The 15,495-nt window shown below is 60.1% G+C and carries 19 protein-coding genes and 2 pseudogenes; 7 read left to right on the plus strand and 14 right to left on the minus strand.

Going from position 1 to position 15,495, the window contains the following annotated elements; all coding sequences use genetic code 11:
* Window positions 1–4: 4 nt before the first annotated feature.
* Both ACM62R_RS06290 and ACM62R_RS06295 read right to left on the minus strand, forming a co-directional pair.
* Window positions 5–1,030 (minus strand): ABC transporter substrate-binding protein, encoded by a 1,026-nt coding sequence (locus ACM62R_RS06290; RefSeq protein ID WP_415183200.1) that lies wholly within the window; start codon window positions 1,028–1,030, stop codon window positions 5–7.
* A 55-nt stretch (window positions 1,031–1,085) separates the two neighbouring features.
* Window positions 1,086–3,164 (minus strand): acetate--CoA ligase family protein, encoded by a 2,079-nt coding sequence (locus tag ACM62R_RS06295; protein WP_415183201.1) that lies wholly within the window; start codon window positions 3,162–3,164, stop codon window positions 1,086–1,088.
* Between the two features lie 190 nt (window positions 3,165–3,354).
* Here ACM62R_RS06295 and ACM62R_RS06300 point away from each other — a divergent pair.
* The 3 genes and pseudogenes from ACM62R_RS06300 to ACM62R_RS06310 form a co-directional block, all read left to right on the plus strand.
* Window positions 3,355–3,513: pseudogene (locus tag ACM62R_RS06300) on the plus strand (transposase domain-containing protein); the annotation flags it as partial.
* A complete protein-coding gene (locus ACM62R_RS06305) occupies window positions 3,486–4,211 on the plus strand; it encodes a hypothetical protein (RefSeq protein WP_415183202.1) in 726 nt (241 codons plus the stop codon). The pseudogene ACM62R_RS06300 and the gene ACM62R_RS06305, both read left to right, overlap by 28 nt.
* Window positions 4,169–4,580, plus strand: a pseudogene (locus ACM62R_RS06310) (transposase); the annotation flags it as partial. The gene ACM62R_RS06305 and the pseudogene ACM62R_RS06310, both read left to right, overlap by 43 nt.
* Before the next feature lie 391 nt (window positions 4,581–4,971).
* Here ACM62R_RS06310 and ACM62R_RS06315 read toward each other — a convergent pair.
* From ACM62R_RS06315 to wrbA, 6 genes are all read right to left on the minus strand, one after another.
* A complete protein-coding gene (locus ACM62R_RS06315; RefSeq protein ID WP_415183203.1) occupies window positions 4,972–5,334 on the minus strand; it encodes an MliC family protein in 363 nt (120 codons plus the stop codon).
* A 37-nt stretch (window positions 5,335–5,371) separates the two neighbouring features.
* Window positions 5,372–5,716 carry a hypothetical protein gene (locus ACM62R_RS06320; RefSeq protein ID WP_415183204.1) on the minus strand — a complete coding sequence of 115 codons (345 nt, stop codon included), beginning with the start codon at window positions 5,714–5,716 and terminating at the stop codon, window positions 5,372–5,374.
* 5 nt (window positions 5,717–5,721) lie between these two features.
* Window positions 5,722–6,684: a ring-cleaving dioxygenase gene (locus ACM62R_RS06325; protein WP_415183205.1), complete on the minus strand. Its 963-nt coding sequence runs from the start codon at window positions 6,682–6,684 to the stop codon at window positions 5,722–5,724.
* Window positions 6,685–6,709: 25 nt separating this feature from the next.
* Window positions 6,710–7,672 carry a pirin family protein gene (locus ACM62R_RS06330; RefSeq protein WP_415183206.1) on the minus strand — a complete coding sequence of 321 codons (963 nt, stop codon included), beginning with the start codon at window positions 7,670–7,672 and terminating at the stop codon, window positions 6,710–6,712.
* A 45-nt stretch (window positions 7,673–7,717) separates the two neighbouring features.
* Window positions 7,718–8,689, minus strand: coding sequence for a glutathione S-transferase family protein (locus ACM62R_RS06335; protein WP_415183207.1), 972 nt, complete (start codon window positions 8,687–8,689; stop codon window positions 7,718–7,720).
* Between the two features lie 92 nt (window positions 8,690–8,781).
* Window positions 8,782–9,372 (minus strand): NAD(P)H:quinone oxidoreductase, encoded by a 591-nt coding sequence (gene wrbA, locus ACM62R_RS06340; protein ID WP_415183208.1) that lies wholly within the window; start codon window positions 9,370–9,372, stop codon window positions 8,782–8,784.
* 152 nt (window positions 9,373–9,524) lie between these two features.
* Here wrbA and ACM62R_RS06345 point away from each other — a divergent pair, with 152 nt between their 5' ends.
* Window positions 9,525–10,433, plus strand: a complete 909-nt coding sequence (locus tag ACM62R_RS06345) for a LysR family transcriptional regulator (protein WP_415183209.1) — start codon at window positions 9,525–9,527, stop codon at window positions 10,431–10,433.
* A 14-nt stretch (window positions 10,434–10,447) separates the two neighbouring features.
* Here ACM62R_RS06345 and ACM62R_RS06350 read toward each other — a convergent pair whose 3' ends face one another.
* The 3 genes from ACM62R_RS06350 to ACM62R_RS06360 form a co-directional block, all read right to left on the minus strand.
* Window positions 10,448–10,693, minus strand: coding sequence for a hypothetical protein (locus ACM62R_RS06350; RefSeq protein WP_415183210.1), 246 nt, complete (start codon window positions 10,691–10,693; stop codon window positions 10,448–10,450).
* A gap of 122 nt (window positions 10,694–10,815) precedes the next feature.
* Entirely contained in the window at window positions 10,816–11,118 is a 303-nt protein-coding gene (locus ACM62R_RS06355) for a transposase (RefSeq protein WP_415183211.1), read from the minus strand.
* Window positions 11,119–11,254: 136 nt separating this feature from the next.
* The gene (locus tag ACM62R_RS06360) at window positions 11,255–12,133 is read right to left on the minus strand and encodes a LysR substrate-binding domain-containing protein (RefSeq protein WP_415183212.1); all 879 of its coding nucleotides are present in this window, start codon (window positions 12,131–12,133) and stop codon (window positions 11,255–11,257) included.
* Between the two features lie 99 nt (window positions 12,134–12,232).
* Here ACM62R_RS06360 and ACM62R_RS06365 point away from each other — a divergent pair, with 99 nt between their 5' ends.
* Window positions 12,233–12,937, plus strand: a complete 705-nt coding sequence (locus ACM62R_RS06365; RefSeq protein WP_415183213.1) for an SDR family oxidoreductase — start codon at window positions 12,233–12,235, stop codon at window positions 12,935–12,937.
* 42 nt (window positions 12,938–12,979) lie between these two features.
* On the plus strand, window positions 12,980–13,180 hold the full coding sequence (locus ACM62R_RS06370) for a hypothetical protein (RefSeq protein WP_415183220.1): 201 nt from the start codon (window positions 12,980–12,982) through the stop codon (window positions 13,178–13,180).
* Window positions 13,181–13,370: 190 nt separating this feature from the next.
* Here ACM62R_RS06370 and ACM62R_RS06375 read toward each other — a convergent pair whose 3' ends face one another.
* The 3 genes from ACM62R_RS06375 to ACM62R_RS06385 all read right to left on the minus strand — a co-directional run bounded on the left by ACM62R_RS06375 (window position 13,371) and on the right by ACM62R_RS06385 (window position 15,079).
* A complete protein-coding gene (locus ACM62R_RS06375) occupies window positions 13,371–13,874 on the minus strand; it encodes a GNAT family N-acetyltransferase (protein ID WP_415183214.1) in 504 nt (167 codons plus the stop codon).
* A gap of 57 nt (window positions 13,875–13,931) precedes the next feature.
* A complete protein-coding gene (locus ACM62R_RS06380; RefSeq protein WP_415183215.1) occupies window positions 13,932–14,207 on the minus strand; it encodes a hypothetical protein in 276 nt (91 codons plus the stop codon).
* Between the two features lie 185 nt (window positions 14,208–14,392).
* Window positions 14,393–15,079: a Mu transposase C-terminal domain-containing protein gene (locus ACM62R_RS06385; protein WP_415183216.1), complete on the minus strand. Its 687-nt coding sequence runs from the start codon at window positions 15,077–15,079 to the stop codon at window positions 14,393–14,395.
* 78 nt (window positions 15,080–15,157) lie between these two features.
* Here ACM62R_RS06385 and ACM62R_RS06390 point away from each other — a divergent pair, with 78 nt between their 5' ends.
* Window positions 15,158–15,292 (plus strand): hypothetical protein, encoded by a 135-nt coding sequence (locus ACM62R_RS06390; RefSeq protein ID WP_415183217.1) that lies wholly within the window; start codon window positions 15,158–15,160, stop codon window positions 15,290–15,292.
* The last annotated feature ends 203 nt before the right edge of the window (window positions 15,293–15,495 follow it).

Raw genomic sequence — 15,495 nt, forward strand, 5'->3', positions numbered from 1 at the left:
GGCGTCAGTTGTTCAGCCACTCGATCCAGCGTTTCTGGATTTCTTCCGAGTTGTCGGCGACCCAGGCCAGATTGGGCCGCACGGCATTCGCGGTCCGCTCGGGCGTCGCGGCAAATACCTTCTGCCCGGCTTCGTCCAGATTCGGGCTGGTGCCGATGATGGCCGGCGTCACCGGATAAAGCTCTGACAGGCGGGCCTGGTTCTCGGGCTTGATCGCCAGACGGATGTAATCGGCGCTGACTTCCGGGAAAGGCGCACCCATCGGGATGGCCAGCACGTTGTTATAGACGATGTGCTGGTTCCAGACCGGCTCGAACGGCGCGTTGTTCTTCAGTGCCGGGTAGGCGCGCGACGACCATGCCATAAGCATGTCGACTTCCTGGCTTTCCATCATCTGTGTCGATTGCGCACCTGAGCGCCAGAACACCAGATTGGGGCGCAGTTCGGTCAGTTTCGCAAAGGCGCGATCCAGATCCAGCGGGTAAAGATCTTCGGGTGCAACACCATCGGCCATAAGGGCAATTTCAAGGTTCACGCCTTCGGCACCGTCCCACAGTGCACGCGTGCCGGGGAACTTTTCGGTGTCAAAGAAATCGGCCCAGTTTTGCGGCCCGCCGTCGGGGTAGGTCTCGGTATTATAAAGCATCAGGTTGGCATAGCCTGCATCCGGCACGCCACATTCGTTGCCAAAACCGGGGATCACGTTTTCGATGTTTTGCAAATCGTCGGGCAGCTTTTGAAACAGCGTGCCGCAATAGCGCAGCGTAAAGACCGGCGGCACCTCGACTACGTCCCAGGTGACGCGGCCTGCCTCGACCATCTGTTTCAACTGCGGCAGGGTCTGCGGGCCTTCGCCCAGCACTTCGATACCGGTCGCCTCGGTGAAGGGCTTGCCCCAGGCTTCCAACGTGGCCTCCATGTAGGGGCCGCCGGTATTGGCCGATACGATCTGCTTGGGCTTATCCTGCGCCAAGGCGGGCCCGGCGACCGCAATCGCGGCAACTGTCAGAAATCCGTAGATATTTCGCATGTCATTCTCCTCCCAGAGTATGTGCCGCAGGGGACTGCCCCCTGCCGCGGGTCATTCAGGTGCCGCTGACAACCACCAGCGCATCCAGTGCGATCAGGCCGCCCTCGGGGGTGCGGACCATCGGGTTGATGTCGATTTCGCTGACCTCGCCAGAGCCAAGCAGCGTCGCCGCCGCCACAATCACCGGGCGGATGACGCCGGGGTTCAGGTGATAGCGCGCCTCGATCCGCGCGGCGTAGGCATCCCAGGTAGTGCTGTCGGTGCTAAGCAACAGGGCATCGCGCCGCCCAACGGCGGTTTCAATGCCCACGCCGCCCGGCCCGATCAGCAGGACCGGGCCATAGACCGGATCAACCAGCCCGCCCACGCCGATTTCCTCGTCAAAGGCGATCATCGGCATGACCAGAAGGCCGCGATTGGCGTCCGACGAATGGGTGTTCAGCGTTTCGCCCATCTGCGCCAGAACGTCGGGCAGATCAGCCTGCGTCACACCAACGCGCACCAGCCCCACCCGGTTGCGGTGCGGCACATCGCTGGCATTGCCCTTGACGACCAGCCGTTCCCAGCCGTTTTTCGCTACCTGCGCGGCAATCCCCGCGAGGTCATCGACCTTGCCAAAAACCGACGGCGCAAAGGTCAGACCATGGGCGGCCAACAACGCGCTGCTTTCATGCTCGGCCAGGGTTTTTTGCCCGGCGGCCAGTTTCGGCAGGGTAATGGCGTGGCGCTTGACCGGCTGCCAACGGGCATTTCTGCCGGGGCGCAGCTTCATCTGTGCGGCCAGCATCCGGGCGCCCTCTCCCATGCTTTGAGCCAGAATTCCGGGGGTTTCGATCTGGTCCAGCCCCTCTTGCGGGGCGATTTGCCAGATGAAGGTAACCGGCTTGGCGCAGTCTGAACACATCCGGGCCAGCGGCACGACCTTGTCCACACACATTTCGCCAAAGGCGATATAGACCACCAGCGCGTCCACCTCATCTGCTGCGGCCAGCACGTCCAGCGTAGGCTTGAAACGGTCCAGAACCGCCTCCCAGCCGCCGCCGATGTCGATGGGATTGCTGTCGCCGGCACCGATCATGCCAATTTCAGCCACTTTTGCACGGGTTTCGGGGGCAAGCGGTGTAACCCGGCCGCCCTCGGCCTCGACCCGGTCGGCCAGGACCGCCCCGGCCCCACCCGAATTTGACAGCACACAAACGCGCGGCGATTTGGGCATGGCCCAGCCCCGCTCCAGCGCCGCCAGAACCGGCTTTACCTCTTCATCGTCGCGGATGCGGACGATCCCGAAATCATCGCATAGCGCATCCAGAAACAGATCATTCCCGGCAATTGCGGCTGTATGCGACAGCGCCGCACGTTGCCCCGCCTCAGAGCTGCCTGCGCTAAGCAGCACGACACGCTTGCCCAGTTCGGCCGCGCGGGTGGCCGTTTGCGCCAAGGTTGCCGGGTCGCGCACCGCCTCAAGATAAAGCAGCACCACGCCAACTTCGTCCCGCTCGACCAGTTGAAGCGCGACATCGGTTGCGCCCAACGTCGCCTCATTGCCGACGCTGACGAAATGCGAATACCCGCTGCCAGCCTCTTCCACGCAGCGGCTAAGAACCAGCCCCAGCGCACCCGATTGCGCCACCAGTGCAACCGTGCCCGGCGGATTCAGCGGGTTATTCAGGAACGGCGCCGCCGACAGTTTGACGTTATCCACCCGGTTCGAGATGCCAAAGCAGTTGGGCCCCAGCATCAGCATGTCGCCTGCAGCCTCGACCAGTTCTTCTTGCAGCTTTTCACCCGCGCCGCCGACCTCGGCAAATTCCGACGCAAAGACGATCACCGCCTTGGCACCCGCCGCACGCGACTGCCGGACCACGTCGATTGCGCGCTGCGCAGGCACGCAGATCACCACCAGTTCGGGCGCTGTCAGGTCTGAAATCTGGCGCACGGTATTGACGCCGGGAAAATCGGTCTTGGGGTGAACAATGCTGACCGCGCCGTCATAGCCGCCATCCAGCAACACCCGAACAACGCGATGCCCCCAGGACTGCGGGTCCGCCGCCGAAACGCCAACAACGGCAATCTGGCGCGGCGACAACAGCGCCTCAAGGTTTTTGGGCCGACCAATAGTTTCCTGGCAGTTCATCTTGTGATCCTCGACCATCTGATTCCCGATCTGGGCGTTGTCAGAGTGTCCATTTAGGTTGACGTTATGTCAACATTAAAGATCGCTTGTAATATGGTTGGGCCAGATTACACCCTAAGAAAACGTCTTTTAGTGAGCAATATCCGTTTATTAAGCGTTTTTTGGAGAAAGAGCCGAAACCCCGTTTTGCCAGCGCGATGCGATCGCCTACACACTCATGGAAACCTGCAAGCTGAACAACGTCGATCCTGAAGCATGGCTTACATGGGTTCTCCAACGCCTACCTGATCACAAGATCAATCGCATCGACGAGCTCATGCCGTGGAATTGGCAGGTCGAAATCGTCTGAAACCGCGCCTCAACCGCACGGATACACTGGAGCGTCACAAGCCGGATGGTAAATACGCCCCCTGGCTGTTCCGTTCCATGGCCTTCGATGAAGAAGACGAACTCCACGATGTCGCGTCAAGCAGAGACGACATATCACTATCTAGTAAAGAATATAACAAAACTATATTTTCAGGACAAATAACCATTAACGAAATTCCGAACGTGTTCCAGACCTGTTGGGCGGACCTGATCAAGGCGGCAAAGACCGCCTTGCCTTGTTGGAACGTCGATACGCAAGTGATTTGGGATCGCTTCTTGGCTTTCAACCGAACGCGAGGCAACAAAACGGTCCCAGCTGGCTTCCTGCTCGGCTTCATGCGCCGATGGCGCACGTCGCCCGGTGAAGTGCCCCGCCAAATACCGCCTCCAACGGCCGAGAAACCGGTCGACCCGCGAGAGCAAGAATTGCTGAACCAGATCAAGGCCGCGCCAAGCAATAACCGCCAGTTTCATGCCTCCGATCTGTGTCGCGCCATTGGCCAGGCTGCCTACAATTCTCGTGTCCTCGATGTCATCAGGCAGTTCGACTGCCCTAGGTTCACCGCCATGCTGGCGGTACATGGCCAAGCCGTTATGGCCGGAGAGATTTCGAGAGAGGAATCGATGTCCGAGCGGGCGAGATGTTCCCCCGCGTTGGCTTCATCGTCACCAATTTGACCATGGAACCAGACTGGCTGGTGCGCTTCTACAACCAGTGCTGCAACGCCGAACAGCACATCAAGGAGGGCAAATACACCTTCCACTGGGCGCGGTGTCATGCAAGCGGTTCCGCGAAAATGAGGTCCGGCTGCAACTGCACGCGCCGCTCTACAACCTGGCGACGTTCCTGCGCTGTATCGAGCTACCCGAGGTCATGGCCGACTGGTCACTCTCCAGCCTACAATTGAAACGAACAATGATGGGGATCCGAGTCGTGCGTCACTCCCGTGCCATCACCTTCAGGTTGGCGGAGGTGGCGGTCACCCCATGGTCAGGACCATCCTCACTGCGATCCACCACCTTCGAACCCCTTCGTCATGTGTATGATCGCGGTCCTGTGCTGAAACTGAACGCAAGCGACACGACAGATCTGTCCACCGCCCTGAAGAACGGTGCCGCTGAGCCAGAATGATACGAGTTTGCAACCCGATCTGTCCGCATTCGAGCGCTCTAGCCTATCCATGCGCCGCTCAGACCCCAAAACGCTTGATCAGTAGGCGAAATTTGCGATCTTGCGGTCAAACGACAGGCCACTTGGGGAATGCCGGCTATTATCATCCGCGTTTTGAGAGGATCCCCTGCGGCATGCCCCATCATGCCCGAAAGTAATGTCGCAGCGATATTGATGAAGGGAAACAACGCCATGTCCAGACCCAATCAGGACATGGCGCAAGATGCAGTTGACTGCGGTATTCTGGCTCATTCTCTGCGCATCACATCATTCGGACGCTGCGGCGTCCCGGGCCTGGCATTCCTTGATACCTACCTCTTCAAGTGTGTTTTCAAGTGTCGCTTTGTCCCCCTTGGTCCACCAGACATGGGCCCCCGACACGTATCGCGCCCCGGACGCCGATACCACGTTGACGAAGATCCGATCTTGTCCGCCAACTGGCACAATCGCGAGCGTGTTTGCATCCGTATTCACATATTGCACGGCAAACTGCTCACCTTCGCCGCAGGAATAACTTTGTGCTTCGACATTTCCGTCGTGACCAAGGTCAAGAGGGATGGACAGCGCCACGTCTGCGGCTGCTGTTCCGGCGATTACAAGGCTGGCAAAAGCCAACAGACTGATGCGCATGATTTGACCTCCTGTGTGTTTATCTGCCCGGCCAGTATCATTGACCGGACGTGTTGAGAATAGATCCCAAGGCGCTGATTTCTTCCGCGACGATGCCGTGACCGGCGCCGGGGTGAATCTGGTTGGTCACTTTTGCACCCAGATTGCGGAACGCCTTTTCGGATGTTCTGACACGGGTCAGCGGGATATGCGGGTCTTGTTCGTGGCATCCCAGAGGAACCGGCGTGCCGTCCACCGCCTGCGGGGCGCGGATGGCGATATCTGGCAGGCCCAAGTGGTCGGCCAACCCTGCCATGTCCTCGGGCGCCCCGCTGCGTCCGTGCAGCATGATTAGCGCCAGCCAATCGCGCACGGGCGGCGCGCTGGCACGGGCTCCGGCCATGTGGATCATTGCGCATTTTGGCGACCTCGGGGGATGGTGACAGGCGGCAGGATGCGTTCGATCTGATCGCGCAGCCGCTCGTGCTGCGCGGGTAGTTTCAACTCCTGCCCCAGCGTTTCCATCGGCTCATCGGTTGCAAAGCCCGGTGGATCGGTGGCGATTTCGAACAGCACGCCACCGGGTTCGCGAAAATAGATCGCGTTGAAATACTGGCGGTCGATCTGCGGGGTCACGTCAAGGCCCTGACTACGCAGTGTTTCCTGCCAGCCCTTTTGCGCGTCATCATTTTCCGCACGAAAAGCGACATGGTGGATCGCCCCCGCCCCCTGCCTGCCGATAGAAGCCACATCCGATGTGATCAGATCAATGGCCGACCCGCGTCCCTGCCCGGCGGCCAGAAACCGATAGCGCGTCTCGCCATTCTGCGACGCCTCGCCCGCGCTGGCGTAGCCAAACACATCTGTCAGCAGGCGTGCGGTGCGGTCGGGATTGTCGAGCCAGAGGGTGACGGAATGGAAGCCGCCATCGACGGGCGTGCCATCCGTGCTGATACCTTGCGACATGCCGCGATCCGTCTCGATCAACTCGACCCGCAAGCCGTCAGGGTCGGTCAATGCGATCATCTGCTCGTCGAACCGCTCAAACGGGCCGTCAAAATAGACAGCCGCTTCGGCCAGCGCCATCATCCAGGCGTTCAGCCCGCCCTTGGGCACGCCGTAAGCCACGGCACTTGCCATGCCCGGCCCGGCGCGTCCGGGTCCGGCATCATTGAAGGGAAAGAATGTCAGGATGCTGCCGGGTTCGGCCATCTGGTTGCCGTAATAAAGGTGATAGGTGCCGGGATCGTCGAAGTTCACGGTTTTCTTGACCAGCCGTTGCAACAGGGTGGCGACATAGAAATTGACGTTGGCCTGCGGCGGGCCGGAAATCGCGGTGACGTGGTGAAGGCCGGGGATCGTCTGGGCCATGACGGCATCCTTTCCGTTGCGATTTTCAGGGGTAATGAACGCCGCCCTCGGCGCGGCGTGGCTTGCCGATGTCTTTGGGCAGTGGGATGAAATCGGCCTCGTCTCCCGGAACGGTATCGAACCGACCCTTGGCCCATTCCTGTTTCGCCGCCTCGATCCGTTCGGGGCGCGACGAGACGAAGTTCCACCAGATATAGCGCGGCCCGCCCATCGGCGCGCCGCCGAACAGCATGAACCGCGCGGCCCTGTTGGCCTTGACCGTAATCGCATCACCGGGGCGCAGCACCAGAAGCTGGCCCTTCTCGAAGCGGTCGCCTCCGATCTCGATCTCGCCGGAGATCGTGTAAAGCGCGCGTTCCTCGTAGGTGGCATCTATCGGCATGCTGCGCCCGGCCTGCAATTCGACATCGGCGTAAAGGGTTTCCGAGGCGGTTTTGAGGCCGCTTTTCTTGCCGAAAGCCTCACCGGCGATAAGCCGCGCCTTGATGCCGTCGCTGTCGAACATCGGCAATTGATCCGATCCGTAATGGATGAAATCGGGCGCGCTTTCCTCGTCTGCCTCGGGCAGCGCCATCCATGTTTGCAAGCCGAACAGACGCTGGCCGTTCTGGCGTTTTTCCTTCGAGGTGCGTTCGGAATGAACGATTCCCTTGCCGGCCTTCATCCAGTTCAACGCACCGGGGCGGATGGTCTGCTCGGTTCCCAGTGAATCGCGGTGCAGGATCTCGCCCTCGAACAGATAGGTCAGCGTGGCAAGGTTGATATGCGGATGCGGGCGCACGTCGATGCCCTGATCGGTCAGGAACTCCGCCGGTCCCATCTGGTCGAAGAAGATGAACGGCCCGACCATCTGCCGCTTGGTCGAGGGCAGCGCGCGGCGCACCTTCATCCCTCCCAGATCGACCGCACGCGGCACGATCAGGGTCTCGATGGCATTGACGCCCGCGGCGTCACCCAGAACCGGGTCGGGGCACGGAGAATAGCTCATGGCGATGTTCCTTCATCTCTGCGTCATTGGAGGCAGCTTCGCGCGTCAGGCGCGGTTCGGCGGCGCCGCCAGATCCAGAACAGGACCGTGGGGCACGATGCCGTTGGGGTTGATGGTGGCGTGGCTACGATAGTAATGCTGCTTGATATGGTCGAAATTCACCGTGTCCCTGATGCCGGGCCATTGATAAAGCTCGCGCGTGTAGCCCCACAGGTTTTCATAGTCTTTCAGCATTCTCAGGTTGCACTTGAAATGGCCGTGATAGACGGGATCAAAACGGATGAGCGTCGTGAACAGTCGCCAGTCGGCCTCGGTGATGCGATCGCCCACCAGATAGCGCTGCTTGCCCAGCCGTTCCTCCAGCGTATCGAGCGCGGAAAAGAGATTGCGCACCTCGCCTTCGTAAACGTCCTGCTCGGTGGCGAAGCCCGCCTTGTAGACGCCGTTATTGATGGCGTCATAGGTAAAGGCGTTGATCTCGTCGATCTCGTCCAACAGGTCCGCCGGTGCATAGTCGCCGTCCTTTGTCCCGATACCGTCGAAGGCCGAATTCAGCATGCGGATGATCTCGGCGGATTCGTTGTTGACGATGGTGCCCTGCTTCAGATCCCACAGCACCGGCACCGTGACACGGCCAGAATAGTTGGGGTCAGCGCGCAGATAGACCTCATACATGTATTTCGCATCCCCCACAGGGTCGGGGATCACGCCGGGGCCGGGCGCGAAGGTCCAGCCATTTTCGCCCATGTAGGGGTTCACGACCGATACGCTAATCACATCCTCCAACCCCTTCAGCGCGCGCAGGATCAGGGTGCGGTTGGCCCATGGACAAGCAAGCGAGACGTAAAGATGATAGCGCCCTGCCTCGGCCTTGAAACCGCCCTTACCGCTCGGACCGGCGCTACCGTCAGGCGTGACCCAGTTGCGAAACTGCGAGTCACCGCGCACGAACCGGCCCCCGGTGCTGCCCGTATCGTACCACTGGTCATGCCAGGTTCCATCAACGAGAAGTCCCATGGTGAATTCATCCTTTCAGAAAAAACAGTTTTGATACGGGTGGCCGGGGCGCATCCGGCCACCCGTTCGCACTGGGCCGGATGCCCCGAAGGTCAGGCCAGCTTGCCCGCAATTTCAACCAGACGCCGCGCCTGATGGCCGATGGCGGCTTTCGCCTCGTCCGAGAAATCCTCACCCGCAGTGTGGCTGTAGCCGTAGGGGTTGCCGCCAGTCTTGAAGATCGCCTCGTCGGTGTAACCCGGTGCCACGACGATCCCGCCCCAGTGCATGACCGTGGCATAGAAAGAAAGAAGGGTCGTTTCCTGCCCGCCATGGGCGTTCTGCGCCGAGGTCATGGCCGAGACCGGCTTGTTCGCCAGCCCGCCCTTGCTCCAGATACCGCCCAGCGTGTCGATGAAGGCGCGCATCTGGCTGGCCATGATGCCAAAACGGGTCGGGGCGGAAATGAGATAGGCATTCGCCCATTCCATGTCTACGGCAGTCGCGGCGGGAACATCAGCGGTCTTTTCGGCCTGTGCCTGCCATGCATCCTGACCGGCGACAACGTTATCGGGCGCGGTTTCCGGCGCTTTCAACAGCCGCACCTCGGCACCGGCGGCCTTTGCCGCCTCGGCCGCGATGGTGGCCATCTGGTGATTGGTGCCGTAGGTGGAATAGTAGATTATGGCGAGCTTGACGGTCATTTCAGGTCTCCGTTGATCAGGTTGGGTTCAGGGCAGCTTTCCCGTGCCGTCCGGGCATTCGTGTTTGCCTATCCCGGATATAGGGATCCGTTGCGTTGTCGTGAACTATTATAATGTTGCATTCACTATTGCGTATAACGTAATAATAACCCATGGGCGAACTTGAATCCATTCGCGTCTTCCTGGCCGTGGCGCAGCAGCAAAGCTTTGCCGGTGCCGCGCGGCAGTTGGGGATGACACCGGCATCGGTCACGCGCACGATCGCGGGGCTTGAGGCGCGGCTCGGCGTGCAATTGCTGGTGCGCACGACGCGGCAGGTCTCGCTGACCTCGGCGGGCGCGGTCTATGCCGCGCGTGCGGGACCGCTCGCGGATGGGCTGGCCGAGGCGGCGAATGAAACCCGCGAGGCGCAGGATATCATCTCGGGCCGTCTGCGGATCAGCGCGCCGCTGTCGCTCGGGGTCAAGATCCTGCCTGCGGTCCTGTCGCAATTCGCAGCACTGCACCCTCAGACGGATCTGGACGTTAGCCTGTCCGACGGCTTTGTCGACATCGTCGAGGAGGATTTCGATCTCGCGATCCGCATTTCCGGCCCTCCGAATGACAAATCCACGATCTGGCGCAAGATCTGCAAGGTGCCGCGCCTGTTGGTCGCCACACCGGAATACCTTAGCGCGCGCGGCATGCCGGAGCGCCCCGAGGATCTGGCCGAACACGCCTGTCTTGGCTACCGCGACGATCTGCGCGATGAGGTCTGGCCGCTATCCAATGGCAGGCAAAGGCACAGCCACAAGGCCCACGGGCACGTCAGCACCAATAACGGCGATCTGTTGGCAGGGCTGGTCCTGAAAGGTGAAGGCATCGCCCTGCTGCCGCGTTTCATCATCGAGGACGACCTTGCCGCCGGGCGCATGACCCCGGTGCTGCCCGACTGGACCACGGCGGAAATCTGGCTGACCCTCTATTATCCGCCCTACGAGCAATTGCCGCTGCGCGTCGCGGCCTTCTCGGATTTCTTCGAGGCGCATGTGGGCGAGATCGGCCTGCGGGGTGGAGCGTGACGCTCTAGCCGGCATCAGATCTTCTGCGCTCTGAGCCGCAGCGCGTCAAAAACAAGGCGCGCCGCAACGATTGCAACCGTCAGAAAACAGATCGTGAAAAGAAAGCACCGCAAAAGCGCAATAAGCATTTGGTCAACTTTCGTTTCTATCGGTCGCTCGCGGCGCCGGGCAAAGATCGTTTGTGTTCGGATGCCCGGGCGCGCGAGTGGGTAACCCGGCCCCAAATGCATAATATCGCTGGTCAATGTGCCCGTATCCAAGCGGTGCGCCGTCCTAGCATCCGCGATCAACGCAGATCGGGCGCTGCCGTAAATGGCGGTGCGTGTCGGCGCACCGGCACTGCGGGTACCGGAGGCGTCAAGCAAGGCCAGCCTGTCATCTATCACCAGAGGATCGGCATGGATTTTGTCGACGCCGAGGTTCTCACCTGCGGCTGCGGCCGTCTCGGCCAGCAGGTCCAGATCACTTCGATATTGCGCCGCGTTTCAACCTCAAGGCGGCGGCTGGAACGCACCCGGTTCAGATATCCGTCGATGTAGAGCTTCAAAAGGTCCGCCGGGTCGTATCCCGGCCGACCGGTCGCCTTCGGCTGAACACGTTCAAAGCCAGCAGCTTGCAGATTGATCCCATCAACGAACGCATTGATAAACCGGACCACGTTGTCCGGTCCCACATAGTCGGCCACAGGTGCCGACAAAAGCAGGAGCCGGGACCGATCATCGCCTGAAATATGTGCCATGATTAAGGATACCACGGCCGCATCAAACTGGGAATCCTGTTCGAATTTTCACGCGGTCTGGAAGGGTTTTGATGAGCACTGACTATGCTTCGGATTCTGCTTTTGATGCAAACCATTCAACAACAGCTTGTATTGATGCGCTGCGTTTCGATCCGCGCAGGGCCAACAAGTAGAAATCCCGCTTCCCCGAAAGCGTCTCTGGGGTGATCTGCACCAGATGATTTGCGGCAATGTCGCGGCCGGCAAAGAAGCGGCTGACGAGGGCTGCACCCTGACCCGAAAGTGCGGCGTCCATGGCAAGGGCGGTCTGACTCAATCGTAGCCCGTGGCCCCCACGATCTTCCACTTTCAGTTGTTTGAGAAATTCAGGCCAGAGATTGTGGGCATCGTGCAGCTTGGGCAGACGTGACAGGGCTTCGGGATCGAGTGGCACGCGCTGCCCGGCGATGAGCGAAGGAGCCGCCACGGCGATGATTTCCTGACGGAAAAGGCGTATCGCATCCAGTGCGGCACCAAACGGCGGTTGCCCTTGGCGGATGGCCAGGTCGATCCCGTCACCGTGGAAACTGGATATCTTTTCAGTGGCGAGGATGCCCAAGTCGATCTGGGGATATGCGGCCGAAAAATCCGGCAGGTTCGGGATCAGCCACTTTGCGGCGAAGGTCGGGGTAACGCTTACCAGAACCTTGCCTGGCTCGGGCCGCAAGGTTTCGGTGGCAGCGCGCAGATCTTCGAACGCGGTGGCAACACGCGCGTGATAACCGCGCCCGGATGGCGTGAACGCCAGCCCCTTTGGTAGCCGCTCGAACAGTGAAACCCCCAGATGCGCTTCGAGCTGCCGCACCTGCTGCGCGACGGCCCCTTGCGTTACGCCGATTTCGTCGGCAGCGGCGCGAAAGTTCAGATGGCGGCCAGTGACATTGAAGGCGCGCAAGCCGTTGAGGGGCGGAAGCTGAGTCATATGATGATAGTAATCCTACTGGCAGACAGCATTATTTCTGGCGCGCAATCTGACCGAATTCAAGATAATTTAGAATCCAATATAACAAAGGAGCATATCATGTCAGTAGAAAAAGTAGCGCTGATTACCGCAGGTGGCAGTGGCATGGGGGCCGATGCCGCCCGCAGGCTGGCGGCGGACGGATTTCGCATCGGCATCCTGTCATCATCCGGCAAGGGAGAGGCGCTTGGCAAGGAGCTGGGCGGTTTTGGCGTCACCGGATCGAACCGCAGGGCGGACGACCTTGCCGCACTGGTGCAGGGTGCGACAGATCGCTGGGGCCGAGTCGATGTGCTGGTCAACTCCGCCGGGCATGGCCCGAAAGGCCCTGTGCTGGAAATCCCAGATGACGACTGGCACGAAGGGATGGAAGTCTATCTGCTGAACGTCATTCGGCCCACCCGGCTGGTCACGCCACTGATGCAGGCGCAGGGTGGCGGTGCGATCATCAACATCTCGACCTTTGCGGCTTTTGAGCCCGATCCGCTGTTCCCGACATCGGGCGTTTTTCGTGCGGGCCTGGCTGCCTTCACAAAACTTTACGCGGATAAATACGCGGCCAAGAATATCCGCATGAACAATGTCCTTCCGGGGTTCATCGACAGCCTGCCCGAAACCGAGGATCGCCGTGCGCGTATCCCGATGGGGCGCTACGGCCACGCGAACGAAGTGTCGTCGCTGATCTCGTGGCTGGCGTCCGAAGGGGCCGCCTACATGACCGGGCAGAACCTGCGTGTCGACGGCGGGCTGACCCGGGCCGTCTGATGTTGCGATGACCGCCCCCTGACGGGGCGTGCCGCCTTGCCGGTGAAGTGGGCGGCGTCATTCATTCAGATCATGGGCGATACGGCGGCAGGTTCCAGGTGGACACCTTGGGATCCAGATCCGCATCGCCCTCATGAGCCGCTTCAACGCCCTCGGCACCGCCAAGATCGTTCGCCTCGCATGACGTCAGTGGGGAAAGGGGGGTCACGCCTCAGGCATGAGTTCTGCAACAACGCCTGCTGACGCCCAACCGTTCGGGCACCGCGCGAACCCGATGGCCCCGGTCTTCGACCCGGGACCCTGCTTGGCCGTCTGGCGCTGCTTGCGGTTTCGATCCAGATCCTCCCGCAGCTATTGGTCGCTGATCTCTGCAAACCTGCCCATCTCTGGGTGCCTGATTTCAGCTTTGCGCCGATATCCGGGCGGACGCCTCCTATTTGAAGCGGGATGCGTTCGCCGCGATTTGGTCGGGCGTAAAGCGAAAAATCGTCATTTCATCAACGCTATAGGCGCCGAGATCCCGGTAGAATTGAATAGTCGGCGTGTTCCAATCCAGACAGCCCCATTCCATCAACTGGCATCCACGATCCAAGGCGTGCTGGCAAAGGTATCCCATCATCGTTTTGCCCAGACCTTTGTGCCGCACTTCGGTATCGACCAGGAAGCCGTCGATATAAAGCCCTGAACGTCCCGTAAACGCCGATGATTTTTGACAGAAATAGGCAAACCCCACGATGTTGCCGTCGTAGACCCCGAAAATGGCTTCACCCAGATTCTCATCGAGCAAGCGCCTGATCTGCGGCTCTGTCGCTGTAATCGCACCGGACATTTTCTGGTAGGCACCCAGTTTATGCATGTAATGCACCACAAGGGCGGCATCCGCGCTGGTCGCATGTCGGATGGAAAACCTTGGTGTTCTGGTTGGGATGTCTTGCATGTCACTCTCGTGATGGGTTGTGTGTTTGTGGCGGGTTCATAAAGCAGGGGGCGTTGTTCAGAAGGGCAATGCCCAAGGCACCAGCGTTACGCTAACCCCAAGTGCCAGCAGAGAAAAGGGCGTTCCGATCCGCAGGAAGCCGATTAAAGGGTAATTCCCCGGTCCGACCACTAGGGTGTTCATGGGCAGACTGGGGTGGAATGAGCGCAGGCGCGAATGAATCGGCAAGATCAGACGCTGCGCGGTGTCAACGATCAAGATGCAGGGGATGTTGACATCTATGATGTCGTCCGGGGTGAGGCCCGAAATCTCCTCACGCCGCGCCCCGGTCACGGCTGCAATCAAAGGGCACCAGTATCCGGTGTTCCTGCTATGGCGGATCCTGGGTGGCCTGCCGGCTTCTCTGATTGCTTTGAGGGCTCGGCCACGACTCCATAGGGTTTCTTGCCTGGGGAAGATCATGATCTGGGCGAGAGATCGCCAGCACCCTACCCCAACACGGCGGTGCTCAAAGAGCGTCAGTTGCAAGGCATTCCTCGCCAGAACGGATCGCGTCGATGGCCAGATCTTTTACCAACGAGAAAACCCGCGACGTAATCTCGACAGTCAAAGCAAGAATTTGCCGGAGTGATTTGACATTTGGGTTGGATGTCTTCTCGATCGGCATCGCGGCGATAAGGGTCTAAATCACATTCGAAAACTCGGAATCGTCGCGCCAGTTTGGCAAGGGGAGTTCGTCGAGCCGTCGCGTAAGTTGCACATCGCCGCGAATGGCATCTACCAACACCGCGTCCGGCTTCAAGCTCAACCCAGATCGAGGAGAGATTCCGGGGATCGTATCGCAGGACAGCCTTGCCATCCTTTCGGCCAATTTGCCCAGCCAAACCCTCTGACCAGTAGCGAATCTTGAAAAGATGCACACCGTCGCGCCGGATTTGACGGCGCTCGCTGGGCAAAAAGCCTACCCGAAACGCGTCCATGTCGAACGGGATATCACTGGCCATCTCCCCCGAAAGGGCATCCCACTTGGCCACTGGCGTGCAGCCAAGGCTTGAATGAATGCTGTTATTGTAGCGGCAGATTTCCAGTGCAAACCAGCCATTGAATTCCGCGAAGGTCATCGTGGCCTCAGCTTCGGAATTGTAGGTGCCTTTGGTTGCCAAGTTGGATTGGGCCGTCCCGGGCAGAAGATGAACCGCTCCCATCTTCCCCCCTGTGTCAGGGAAGTTGTCCGCTGCACTACTTTTCCTCTATTTCTCGGGTGGGCGGGATAGGGCGATGATGTGGGATATTCACCGGAACGCAAATCTGCTGTGCTGAAGCGGATGCTGCCGCGCAAGGAGAAAGCCTTGGCCGAAACAGCCGCGCTGCTTGTGCTGCGAAAAAAGGGCTACACGATCTTGGGGGGGGGGCTTTGATCCCGCATGATCAGCACCCCACATCGCCAAACCGCCATGACCCTGATCAACGCGGCCGTCACCGCTGGCGCGCGGCGCACCAAAGCCTGTGCCGAAACCGGCTGATCGGGGTCGATATCTGGCATCCGGGTCCAGCTTTTACCGCACTTCGCGCGCAGATGGGCGGCAGCATCACCGCGGACGGGCCAAGCCTCCGGTCAGGC

Origin of the sequence: Phaeovulum sp. (assembly GCF_047638075.1) — a bacterium.
GTDB lineage: Bacteria > Pseudomonadota > Alphaproteobacteria > Rhodobacterales > Rhodobacteraceae > UBA6197.

Excerpts from the sequence above, each read along its gene's own strand:
- ACM62R_RS06290 (WP_415183200.1), bottom strand. The coding sequence starts at position 1,030 with ATGCGAAATATCTACGGATTTCTGACAGTTGCCGCGATTGCGGTCGCC.
- ACM62R_RS06295 (WP_415183201.1), bottom strand. The coding sequence starts at position 3,164 with ATGAACTGCCAGGAAACTATTGGTCGGCCCAAAAACCTTGAGGCGCTG.
- ACM62R_RS06315 (WP_415183203.1), bottom strand. The coding sequence starts at position 5,334 with ATGCGCATCAGTCTGTTGGCTTTTGCCAGCCTTGTAATCGCCGGAACA.
- ACM62R_RS06320 (WP_415183204.1), bottom strand. The coding sequence starts at position 5,716 with ATGGCCGGAGCCCGTGCCAGCGCGCCGCCCGTGCGCGATTGGCTGGCG.
- ACM62R_RS06325 (WP_415183205.1), bottom strand. The coding sequence starts at position 6,684 with ATGGCCCAGACGATCCCCGGCCTTCACCACGTCACCGCGATTTCCGGC.
- ACM62R_RS06330 (WP_415183206.1), bottom strand. The coding sequence starts at position 7,672 with ATGAGCTATTCTCCGTGCCCCGACCCGGTTCTGGGTGACGCCGCGGGC.
- ACM62R_RS06335 (WP_415183207.1), bottom strand. The coding sequence starts at position 8,689 with ATGGGACTTCTCGTTGATGGAACCTGGCATGACCAGTGGTACGATACG.
- wrbA (WP_415183208.1), bottom strand. The coding sequence starts at position 9,372 with ATGACCGTCAAGCTCGCCATAATCTACTATTCCACCTACGGCACCAAT.
- ACM62R_RS06345 (WP_415183209.1), top strand. The coding sequence starts at position 9,525 with ATGGGCGAACTTGAATCCATTCGCGTCTTCCTGGCCGTGGCGCAGCAG.
- ACM62R_RS06360 (WP_415183212.1), bottom strand. The coding sequence starts at position 12,133 with ATGACTCAGCTTCCGCCCCTCAACGGCTTGCGCGCCTTCAATGTCACT.
- ACM62R_RS06365 (WP_415183213.1), top strand. The coding sequence starts at position 12,233 with ATGTCAGTAGAAAAAGTAGCGCTGATTACCGCAGGTGGCAGTGGCATG.
- ACM62R_RS06375 (WP_415183214.1), bottom strand. The coding sequence starts at position 13,874 with ATGCAAGACATCCCAACCAGAACACCAAGGTTTTCCATCCGACATGCG.
- ACM62R_RS06385 (WP_415183216.1), bottom strand. The coding sequence starts at position 15,079 with ATGGGAGCGGTTCATCTTCTGCCCGGGACGGCCCAATCCAACTTGGCA.